This is a genomic window from Bradyrhizobium oropedii, assembly GCF_020889685.1.
Classification (GTDB): Bacteria; Pseudomonadota; Alphaproteobacteria; order Rhizobiales; family Xanthobacteraceae; genus Bradyrhizobium; species Bradyrhizobium oropedii.
Genome location: NZ_JACMYO010000238.1, coordinates 1 through 10,895, shown reverse-complemented (window position 1 = coordinate 10,895; position 10,895 = coordinate 1). Strand labels below are relative to the sequence as shown.

General features: G+C 64.7%; 9 protein-coding genes. All 9 read right to left on the bottom strand.

The window, feature by feature from the left end; all coding sequences use genetic code 11:
* Positions 1-19: 19 nt before the first annotated feature.
* Positions 20-1,012, bottom strand: a complete 993-nt coding sequence (locus H8A95_RS38220) for an ABC transporter ATP-binding protein (protein WP_229187764.1) — start codon at positions 1,010-1,012, stop codon at positions 20-22.
* Positions 1,009-2,022: an ABC transporter ATP-binding protein gene (locus tag H8A95_RS38215; RefSeq protein ID WP_229187763.1), complete on the bottom strand. Its 1,014-nt coding sequence runs from the start codon at positions 2,020-2,022 to the stop codon at positions 1,009-1,011. The genes H8A95_RS38220 and H8A95_RS38215 overlap by 4 nt, the downstream gene beginning before the upstream one ends.
* A complete protein-coding gene (locus tag H8A95_RS38210) occupies positions 2,022-2,915 on the bottom strand; it encodes an ABC transporter permease (protein ID WP_229187762.1) in 894 nt (297 codons plus the stop codon). The genes H8A95_RS38215 and H8A95_RS38210 overlap by 1 nt, the downstream gene beginning before the upstream one ends.
* A gap of 194 nt (positions 2,916-3,109) precedes the next feature.
* The gene (locus tag H8A95_RS38205) at positions 3,110-4,057 is read right to left on the bottom strand and encodes an ABC transporter permease (RefSeq protein ID WP_074129975.1); all 948 of its coding nucleotides are present in this window, start codon (positions 4,055-4,057) and stop codon (positions 3,110-3,112) included.
* A gap of 92 nt (positions 4,058-4,149) precedes the next feature.
* The gene (locus tag H8A95_RS38200; protein ID WP_229187761.1) at positions 4,150-5,745 is read right to left on the bottom strand and encodes an ABC transporter substrate-binding protein; all 1,596 of its coding nucleotides are present in this window, start codon (positions 5,743-5,745) and stop codon (positions 4,150-4,152) included.
* A 415-nt stretch (positions 5,746-6,160) separates the two neighbouring features.
* On the bottom strand, positions 6,161-7,048 hold the full coding sequence (locus H8A95_RS38195; RefSeq protein ID WP_229187760.1) for a TauD/TfdA dioxygenase family protein: 888 nt from the start codon (positions 7,046-7,048) through the stop codon (positions 6,161-6,163).
* A gap of 79 nt (positions 7,049-7,127) precedes the next feature.
* A complete protein-coding gene (locus H8A95_RS38190) occupies positions 7,128-7,826 on the bottom strand; it encodes a DUF2270 domain-containing protein (protein WP_229187759.1) in 699 nt (232 codons plus the stop codon).
* A 123-nt stretch (positions 7,827-7,949) separates the two neighbouring features.
* The gene (locus tag H8A95_RS38185) at positions 7,950-9,500 is read right to left on the bottom strand and encodes an AMP-binding protein (RefSeq protein WP_229187758.1); all 1,551 of its coding nucleotides are present in this window, start codon (positions 9,498-9,500) and stop codon (positions 7,950-7,952) included.
* 30 nt (positions 9,501-9,530) lie between these two features.
* Positions 9,531-10,685: an iron-containing alcohol dehydrogenase gene (locus H8A95_RS38180; RefSeq protein ID WP_229187757.1), complete on the bottom strand. Its 1,155-nt coding sequence runs from the start codon at positions 10,683-10,685 to the stop codon at positions 9,531-9,533.
* Between the last annotated feature and the right edge of the window lie 210 nt (positions 10,686-10,895).

Sequence of the window (10,895 nt, the reverse complement as noted above, 5' to 3'; positions counted from 1 at the left end):
TTTCGCAGGGACGACAGCTCTATTCGCTCCGCCCCGTCCCATCGTTCAGCCAGCACGCGACCTGATGCGCGGTGCCGGCCGCTTGCAGCGCCGGGCGTTCGGTCTTGCAGCGATCCATCGCATAGCGGCAGCGGGTGTGGAAGGCGCAGCCGGGGGGCGGGTTGATCGGGCTCGGCACGTCGCCGTCGATCAGGGGAGCTGTGCGCTTGGCCTTCGGGTCGGCGATCGGCACCGACGCGAGCAGCGCCTGGGTGTAGGGATGGCGCGGGTTGGCGAACAGCTCGCGCTTGTCGGCGATCTCGACGATGCGGCCGAGATACATCACGGCGACGCGGTGGCTGATATGGGCGACAACAGCGAGATCGTGCGCGATGAACAAATAGGAGAAGTTCTGCTTGCGTTGCAGGTCGATCAACAGATTGATCACCTGCGCCTGGATCGAGACGTCGAGCGCCGAGACCGGCTCGTCGCAGACGATCAGCCGCGGCCCGAGCGACAGCGCACGTGCGATGCAGATGCGCTGGCGCTGACCGCCGGAGAATTGATGCGGAAAATTCTTCATCTGGTCGGGCCGCAGGCCGACCTGCTGGAACAGCTCCGCAACGCGCTCCTGCTTCTTTGCGCCGGTCGCGATGCCGTGCACGCTCAACGGCTCGCCGACGATGTCGCCGGCGGTCATGCGCGGGTTGAGCGAGGCGAACGGATCCTGGAACACGATCTGCATCGAGCGGCGATAGGGCCGCAGCGCGGTCTTGCTGAGCGGGGCGATGTCCTCGCCATCGAGCTTGATCGCGCCGCTGGTCGGCTCGACCAGCCGCAGCACGGTGCGCGCCACCGTCGACTTGCCGCAGCCGGATTCACCGACCAGGCCGAGCGTCTCGCCGGCGCCAAGCGCAAAGCTGACGCCGTCGACTGCATGCACGGTGCCGACCTGCCGGCGCAGCACGCCGCCGCGCACCGCATAGTGCTTGACGAGATCGGTGACCTCGAGGAGCGGGCGCTGCTCGGTCATGACGCCTCCAGCATCTCGCCGGCGCGCCAGCAGGCCGCCCAGTGATTGCTCTTGACCTCGTCGAGCGGCGGATACTCCTTAAGGCAGCGGTCGATCGCGAACTTGCAGCGCGGCGCGAAGGCGCAGCCGGGCGGCAGATTGGTCAGCGACGGTACCATGCCGGGAATCTCGTTCAGTCGCGCGTCGCTCTCTGCGCCGAGCGCGATCACGGCCGGCATCGAGGCCATCAGCCCGCGGGTGTAGGGATGCAGCGGCGTCTCGAACAGCGCCTCAACCGTCGCTTCCTCGACCTTCTTGCCGGCATACATCACGATCACGCGCTGTGCGGTCTGCGCGACGACGCCGAGGTCATGGGTGATCAGGATCAATCCAGTGCCCAGCCGCTGCTGCAGATCGACGATCAGCGCCAGGATCTGCGCCTGAATGGTGACGTCGAGCGCAGTGGTCGGCTCGTCCGCGATCAACAGCGCCGGCCGGCAGGCGAGCGCCATTGCGATCATCGCGCGCTGGCGCATGCCGCCGGAGAGCTGATGCGGATATTCCTGGGCGCGGCGCTCCGGTTCGGGGATGTGTACCAGCCGCAGCATGTCGACGGCCTGTTTCCAGGCCTCTTTGCTGCTCACCTTCTGATGCAGGCGCACCGCCTCGATGATCTGGTCGCCGATCCTCATCACCGGGTTGAGCGAGGTCATCGGCTCCTGGAAGATCATCGAGATGCGGTTGCCCCTGATGGCGCGCATCGCGGCATCGTCGAGCTTCAGGAGGTCGGTGCCTTCGAGCGTCACCGAGCCGCCGACGATGCGGCCGGGCGGATCGGGCACCAGGCGCATGATCGAGAGCGCGCTGACGCTCTTGCCGCAGCCGGATTCGCCGACGATCGCGAGCGTCTCGCCGCGGCGAACCGAGAACGAGACATCGTCGACCGCGCGGAACAGGCCGGAATTGGTGAAGAACACCGTCTGCAGGTTCTTCACCTCGAGAACCGTTTCTGCCGGAAGTGCCTCGCTCATCAGCCGCGCTGCCTCGGGTCGAGGATGTCGCGCAGCGCGTCGCCGAACAGGTTGGTGCCGAACACCGCGAGACTGATCGCAATGCCGGGGAAGATCACCAGCCACGGCGCGGTGCGGACATATTCTGCGGCGGATTCCGACAGCATGCGGCCCCAGGATGGATAAGGCTCGGGAATACCGAGGCCGAGGAACGACAGCGACGCCTCGGTCAGGATGGTCGAACCGAGCTGCGCAGTCGCGAGCACGATCAGCGGCGCGATGGTGTTCGGCAGCACGTGGCGCAGCGCGATCCGTGTCTCGCTCATGCCGATCGATTTTGCGGCCTCGACAAAGGGTTGCTCGCGCAGCGCCAGCGTGTTGGCGCGGATCACGCGGGCGACGGTCGGGATCAGGGGAATGGCGATCGCCAGGATCACGTTCGGCAGCGACGGGCCGAGCGCTGCGGTCATGACGAGCGCGAGCACCAGCAGCGGCAGCGATTGCAGGATGTCGGTCACTCTCTGGAACACGAGATCGACCCAGCCCGAGAGATAACCGGAGGTGAGGCCGACGATCACGCCGAGCGTGGCGCCCAAGGTCGTGGAGCCGATGCCGACCGCAAGCGAGATCCGCGCGCCGTGGATGATGCGGCTCCAGACGTCGCGGCCGAAGGAATCGGTGCCGAACCAGTGCAGCATGGAGGGCGCTGCCAACCGGTGCGCGGAATCGACGGTCAGCGGATCGTAGCGGCTGATGACGTCGGCGAAGATCGCGGTCAGCACGAACAGCAGCATGGTGATCAGGCCGATCGTCCCGAGCACGTGACGTTGCGCGAGGAAGGCGAGTCGTCCCCAGCCGCCGGTGGCGTTGGCTCCGGCGCGCCGCAGTTCGCTCTCGAAATTGATCGTCGCCACGAGGCTAGCCTCTTTCCCCCTCGCCCCGCTTGCGGGGAGAGGGTTGGGGTGAGGGGGAGTCTCCGCAAGCTCGGTGGGAGTTGGATTCGCGGTGAACCCCCCTCACCCGGATCGCATCTCCGATGCGATCCGACCTCTCCCCGCAAGCGGGGCGAGGTGAGAGCTGGGCTCGGCTTTTGACCAACGTTGTCATGCTAGTCTCCAAACCGGATGCGCGGGTCGATTGCCGCATAGAGCATGTCGACGATGAAATTCACCACCACGACGACGACCGCGATGAACATCACGAGGTTCTGCACGATCGGGTAATCGCGCCAGCGCAGCGCCTCGACCAGGAAGCGGGCGATGCCGGGGATGTTGAACACCGTCTCGGTCACGATCAGCCCGCCGATCAGGAACGCGGCCTCGATGCCGATCACGGTGATGACAGGCAGCACCGCATTCTTCAGCGCGTGGTGATAGTTCACCGAGGCCTCGGAGGCGCCCTTGGCGCGCGCGGTGCGGATGTAATCCTGGCGCAGGATCTCCAGCATCGAGGAGCGGGTGATGCGCATGGTCAGCGCCGCGCTGCGGAAGCCGACCGCCATCGCCGGCACCGCATAGATGGTCAGCGCCTCGAGCCAGGTCTTCGGGTTCGGATTGAAGATCGGCATGGTACCGAACAGCGAGACCGAGGCCATCAGGATCAAGAGGCCGAGCCAGAATGACGGCAGCGACAGGCCGCTGAGGCTGACGACGCGCAGCGCATAATCGAGCTTCGAGCCCTGGTGCACGGCGCTGATCACGCCGAGCGGAATGCCGATCGAGGCGGAGAACAATAGCGCCAGCCCCGCAAGCCGTGCGGTGATCGGGATCCGCGGCAGGATCTCCTCCAGCGCCGGCTTCTCGGAGACATAGGAATAGCCGAGGTCGCCGTGCAGCAGGCCGCCGATCCAGTGCAGGTACTGGATCACGATCGGCTGGCTCAGGCCGAGCTCGCGCTCGAGATTGGCTTTGTCGGCGGGATCGACGAAGCCCGCGGCGTCGAACAGGATGTCGACGATGTTGCCGGGAACGACGCGCAGCAGCACGAAGATGATGACCGAGATCCCGAACAGGGTCACGAGCATCAGGAACAGCCGCCGCACGATATAGGCAAACACCCTGGCTCTCTCCCTGATCCCGCCCGTGGCTTTCTCTTTGACGCGTCTTCTTGACGCGAACCGGTATCCACTTCGCTCGAAAATGCTATGCGCTACTTATCCAGCCACACGTCTTCGTAACGATAGCCGTTATAGGAGCTGTTGGACATGATCGTGACATTCTTCACGTAAGGCTTCCAGCAGGTGCCGGTGCGGGCACGGAAGATGATCGGCCGCGCGACGTCTTCCTGCAGTTTTTTGTCGATCTCCCAGACCAGCTTCTTGCGCTTGTCGAGGTTGGTCTCTTCCGACTGCTGGTCGAACAGTTTCTCGATATCCTTGTTGCAATAGTTGGTGTAGTTCCGCTCCGAACCGCAGGCATAGTTCTCGTAGAACGACTGGTCGGGCTCGTCGACGGCATTGCCGGTGAGGTTGAGGCCGAGCGAATAGTCCTTGCGCGCGATCTTCGGGAACCACTGCGCGGTGTCGACGACGTCGAGCTCGGCGTCGATGTAGATGCTCTTGATCTGGTCGATCAGGATGATCGCGGGATCGCGGTAAACCGCGATATTACGGGTCGACACCTTGATCTGCAAATGCTTGTCCGGGCCGTAGCCCGCCTTCTGCATCAGCTTGCGCGCTTCCTCGCGGTTCTTTTCGATATCGGGACCATAGCCGGGAATCTGCTCCAGCATGTCCTTCGGCATCGCCCACAGGCCGTCGGGCGCCGGCTCCATGGTGCCGCCGATGTCGCCCTGTCCCTCGAACATGATCTGGATGAACGCCTTGCGGTCGAGCGCCAGCGCCAGCGCGCGGCGGATGTCGAGATTGTCGAACGGCGGCGCGGTCGAATTGATGATGATGTTGGTGGAGACGTTGTTCGGTTCCACGACGCAGACCGCTTTGGGGTCCTGCGATTTGACGTCCTTCAGCAAGGGGATCGAGACCTCGGTCGGGAACGTCATGTCGAACTTGCCGGAGACGAATCCGAGGATCGCCGTCGAGCGGTTCGGGATGATGGTGAACTCGATGCCGTCGAGATAGGGCAGGCCCTTCTTGAAGTAGTCAGGGTTCTTGGTGAGCTTGATCGATTCGTTGGCCTTGAACTCGACGAACTTGAACGGGCCGGTACCAACAGGCTTTGTGCGCATCTCCGCCGGCGACACATGACATGGATAAACCGGCGAATAGCCCGAGGCGAGCAGCGACAATAACGCCGGCTGCGGCCGCTTCAGCTTGAACGACGCCTCATCATCGCCGTTAGTGGTGACCTCGTCGACCTGCTCGTACCAGGACTTGCGCGGGTTCTGGCGGAACTTCTGCTGCGACTTGCCCATCAGCATGTCGAAGGTACATTTGACGTCGGCTGCGGAGAACGGTTTGCCGTCGTGCCATTTCACATCCTTGCGCAGCTTGAAGGTCAGCGTCTTGTGGTCGCCGCTCCAGGCCCAGCTTTCCGCCAGTTCGGGCCGGATCGTGCTGGTGCTGTTCTGGGCGATATGCTGATCGAAGATCACGAGATTGTTGAAGATCGGCATGAACGGCACGTTGAGCGAATAGGTCGCGCCCTCGTGGATCGAGGCGCTGCCGGGACTATCGCGATGATAGATCCTGAAGATGCCGCCGGATTTCGGCTCGGCTGCGTGTGAAGTGCCGCTGAACGTCAGCACAGACAACGCCGCGACGGCCAGCGCTCGCACGCTCCGCATGGTCCCCTCCCACATGTCGGTCTCAATGGCCGATTGGCATCGACGATACCACGGTGAGGCTGTCGGGCAACCAGCGAGGGTCGCGAGGGGATTGGCAATTCGGATGACGTGAGAGCATTAAAATTTCCACCGACCGGGAATAATGGCCGTGATGGCGGAGGAACTCCGGTTGTTTTGCTATGCAGCGACGGATCTCCGCTTGAATTCGATTGCTAACGCCCATGCGTGCGTCTTGAGGCAACCCGCAATCAGCGACAGTTTGTCGCCGATATGGATCAGCGCACCCTAACTCTCCCCGTCATCCTGAGGAGCGCGAAGCGCGTCTCGAAGGATCGACGGCCCGACTGTGGCCGTGCACCCTTCGAGGCTCGCTGCGCTCGCACCTCAGGATGACGGTACGATGAGCATTCGCGTGTCACTCCGCCGCCTGCGACGAGGGTGGGCTCACGCTCGCGACGCCATCGGCCTCGGTTGCCGAGATCGTGGTGCGGATCATCAGGCGGCCCTCATGCGCCGGCCAGGGGCGGCCGCGATGCATGGTGGCGCGGTTGTCCCACATCACGACGTCGCCCTGCTTCCACTGGTGCAGATAGCTGACGCCGGGTGCGGTCGCAGCTTCGGTCAGTTGCTCGATCAGCGCCTTGCCGGCTTCGGCATCCATGCCCTCGACGCCATAGGCATGGGAGGCAAGATACAGTGCGCCGCGGCCGTTGACGGGATTGCGCCACACCATGCGCCAGCACACCGGCGGCAACGCGTCGACTTCCTCCGTCGTTGCGAGTCCGGTGGCGACCTTGCTGCGCGAATGGGCGTAGGAGTGCCAGGCGAACGAGTTCTCCAGCCGCTTCGCCACATCCTTGTCGAGCCGCTCGAAGGCCAGGCGCATCGAGACATACTCGGTCTCGCCGCCATGTTCGGGGATGATGCGCGCGGACAGGATCGAGGTCAGCGCCGGCACGCGCTTGAAGGAGGAGTCGGTGTGCCAGAGCTGATTGGCCTTGGCGCGCAGCTGCTGCCGATGATCCGACGGAACCACCTTGCCGTCAGGTCCGAAGGTCGAGAGGATCACGAAATGTGAGCCGGTGCCCATCGAGCCGACCTTGGTCGTCTCGGGCGGACCGAAGCGGCGCGAGAAGGCGAGCTGGACGTCGTCGCTGACCTCCTGGCCGCGGAACACCAGCACCGAGTGTTCCTCGAATGCCGCGCGCACCGCGGCATAGGCGGCATCGCTGGCGGCAACATCCGAAAGCGTGACGCCGCGCAGTTCGGCTCCGAATCCCTCGCGCAGTGGGATCACTTCCATCGGCAAGTCCTCCCTGATTTTTCTTGTTGAGACGAGGTTAGGGGAAAAGCCTGCCAGCGGCAACGCGGCTTGCGCCGCCTCACCCCATCGCGATCAGATTGTGCCGCGTCCGCCGGTCGGCGACCTCCATGCGACGCGTGACGAAGGCGAACAGCACCCAGCTGGAATGGAAGGCGACGCCGGCCAGAACCACGATGGCTCCGGGAATCGGTCCGATCGCGGCGCGGTCCCAGATATCGCTCACTGTGGTCAGCGGCAGAGGGTGGATCGCCAGTTTGCCGTAATAGGCGATGGCCTGGATCGCGAAGATCCAGCCATAGGTCCGGCGCAGCCGCCGGCCGATCGCCCGGGCAAGGCTGATGTGGTAGCTCGGATGGCGGTAGTCGTTGGCGAGCAGCTCGGTCCAGGCCGAGTTCGGCGTGGGACTTTCGCCGCGGATCATTGGCGCGTAGAAATCGGTTTCGAGCAACCGCGCCCGGGCGCGCCAGACGTTGAAGTAGCGATAGCGCCGCGCCTCGAACAACAGGAAGACCGTGACCAGCAGGCCGACCAGCACCATCGGCAAAGGCGAGGCCTCCGCGTTGCTGTAGGTCGCCGACAGCGCGATGCCGGTCGTGACAACAGCCCAGTTGGTGGAGCTGTCGAGTCGGGTGCGCCAGACCGTGCTGCGGTAGACCTCGCCACGATAGAGATGGGCGAGCGCACCGATCTCGGCGGCAGTGAATTCGAGCCTTCCGGCCTGTACCGGCTCCGGCTCGCGCGGCTGGGGCGACGGCATGGTGGCCTCCGGCGAAGCTTGCTTGCGATCGCGGAGCATAGCGCGAAATCCACGCGACCGGCGAGTCCGTTACGCCGTTCGGCATTCCCAGCTGTATTCGCCGGGCTCGCCACGCTGCAAGACTCACACGATCCGCGAGGTCTTGTTGCCCCAATAGCGGTCGCGCAGCAGGCGCTTGTAGAGCTTGCCGGTCGGCAGCCGCGGCAGCTCGGCCTCGAAATCCACCGAGCGCGGCACCTTCTGGCGCGACAGCGCGCTTGCGCAAAAGGCGATCAGCTCTTCGGCAAGCTCCGGTCCCGGCGCGATGCCCTCGGCCGGCTGCACCACCGCCTTCACCTCCTCGCCAAGGTCGACATTGGGTACGCCGAACACCGCGGCGTCGGCGACCTTGGGATGGGTGATCAGCAAATTTTCGCATTCCTGCGGATAAATATTCACGCCGCCGGAGATGATCATGAAGGTGGCACGATCGGTGAGATAGAGAAAGTTGTCGTCGTCGACATAGCCGACGTCGCCGACCGTGCTCATGCTGCCGTCCGCCGAGCGCGCCTCGCTGGTCTTGGCCGGATCGTTGAAATATTCGAACGGCGTGGCGGTCTTGAACCACACGGTGCCCGGCGTTCCCTTCGGACAGGGCTGCATGTTCTCGTCGAGGATATGCAGGTCGCCGAGCAGGACCTTGCCGACGGTGCCTCGATGCGCCAGCCATTCCGCGCTGTTGCAGGCGGTGAAGCCGAGGCCCTCGGTCGCGCCGTAATATTCGTGGATGATCGGGCCCCACCATTTGATCATGTCGTCCTTGACCAGCGCCGGGCAGGGCGCTGCGGCATGGATCGCGATCTCGAGCGTCGACAAATCGTAGCGGTTGCGAACCTCCTCGGGCAGCTTCAGCAGGCGCGAGAACATCGTCGGCACCAGCTGGCTGTGGGTGATGCCCCATTTCTCGACCAGCTGGAGATAGCGCTCGGGATCGAAGCTCTCCATGATGACGACGGTGCCGCCCATCCGGATGGTGAGGTTGACCGCGGCCTGCGGCGCCGAATGATAGAGCGGCGCCGGCGACAGATAGACCATGCCCTCGCGGTAGTGCCAGAGGCTGGTCAGGAAATCGAACAGCGGCAGGTTTTGCGACGGCGGCTGCTCCGGCAGCGGCCGCACGATGCCCTTGGGCCGCCCGGTGGTGCCGGACGAATAGAGCATCGCGGTGCCCACATATTCATCCGCGATCGGGGTCGACGGCAGCCCTGCGGTGGCCTCTCGCAGTCCGACGATGCGATCGCTTTCACTGTCGCCGTCGACCACGATGCAGAGCTCGACCTGCGGGCACTCCTTCAGCGCCTCGCGCGCGATGTCGAGCTTTAGTTTCGAGGTGATCAGGATCCGCGACTGGCTGTTGGTCAGGATGTAGGCGAGCTCGCCCGCGGTGAGGTAGGAGTTGACGCAGGTGAAATAGAGCCCCGCGCGTTCGCCGGCGCCGCAGGCCTCGAGGTAGCGGTTGTTGTTCTCCATGAAGATCGAATAGTGGTCGAGCCGCTTCATGCCGCGGTTGCGGAACAAATGCGCGAGACGGTTGTTGCGCGCCTCCAACTCGCGATAGGTGACGATCTCGCCGGTGCCGGCCATGATGAAGGCGGGCTGCAGCGGGCGCAGGTGAGCATGCTTGCCGGTGTACATCGAACTCCAGGTCTCCCCTCAGTCTTTGCTTTAAGCAGCCATCACCAGAATCTCGCGGACCTGGGATGGACCGCCGATCTTGCGTGGATTGCGCGGCACCCAGGGCGTTCGCATCGCGCCCGCCGCGATGCGGTCGAAATGTTCGGGGCCGACGCCCACCTCCTGCAAGCTGCGCGGCATGCCGAGGTCGCGGATGAAGCGGTCGAGCACGTCGCCGGCGTCCTTGCCGGGATGCCCCATCGCGGCGGCGACCAGCGCCTGCCGGTCGGCATTGTCGCGCTTGTTCCAGCGCATCACCGCAGGCAGCATCACGCACGAGGTGTAGCCATGCGGCACATCGAACTCGGCGCCGAGCACGTAGCCGATACCGTGGCTTGCGCCCATCGGCACACCGGAGGCGAGCGGGCCGGTCGAGAGCCAGGTGCCGATCTGGCAATCCATCCGCGCTGAAATATCCTTCGGGTCCGCCTTCACCCGCGGCAGGCCGGCCGCCAGCATCTCCAGCCCCTTGAGCGCCTGCGCATCGCCGTAAGGATGCGCCTCGCGCGAGCAGATCCCCTCGACGCAATGATCGACCGCGCGGATGCCGGTCGAGAGAAACAGCCAGGCCGGCGTATGCACCGACAATTCCGGATCGAGGATGGTGGCGCGCGGCATCACCAGGGGATGGCGCAGCATCTCCTTCTGCCGCTTGGCTTCGTTGGTGACGCCGGCGATCGAGGAGAACTCGCCGCCCGCAATTGTGGTCGGCACGCTGATCTGGCGCACGACCGGCGGCTTCATCTCGGGTGAGACGCCGCCGCGGGTGCGAATCGTGTCGATGCCGTCGGATGTGGTGACGTCATTGGCGAGGCAAAGCTGCACTGCCTTGGCTCCGTCGGTGATCGAGCCGCCGCCGATGGTGACGATCAGGTCGGCCTTCGCATCGCGCGCCTGTTCCGCCGCCGCGATGACAGCCGCGCGCGGCGTATGCGCCGGCATCTTGTCGAAGATGCCGACGCAGCGAGCACCGAGCGCGTGCCGGATCTTCTCGATCTCGTCGGTCTCGCGGTTCAGCGTCCCCGACACCATCAGGAAGGCGCGCTCGGCGCCAAGCCGGTCCAGTTGCTCGACGACGGCCTCACGGGCCGGCCGTCCAAACACGACCTCGTCCATGGCGCCGAATACAACACGGCCTCGATGCACGCGGCGATCCTCCCTCAACACGGCCCGCCTTGCTGGCGGCCCTTTGCGGAGAGGTTAGCGGAGGAAATCGGAGCCGTCATCAGGGGGATGCCGCACTTGCGCCAGCCATTCCGCCGTCGCCCCGGCGAAAGCAGGGACCCATACTCCGCAGCGGATGTTGTTGGTGTGGCTCGCCGTTCCAGCATCGCCCGACAATGATCGGCGGTGGTT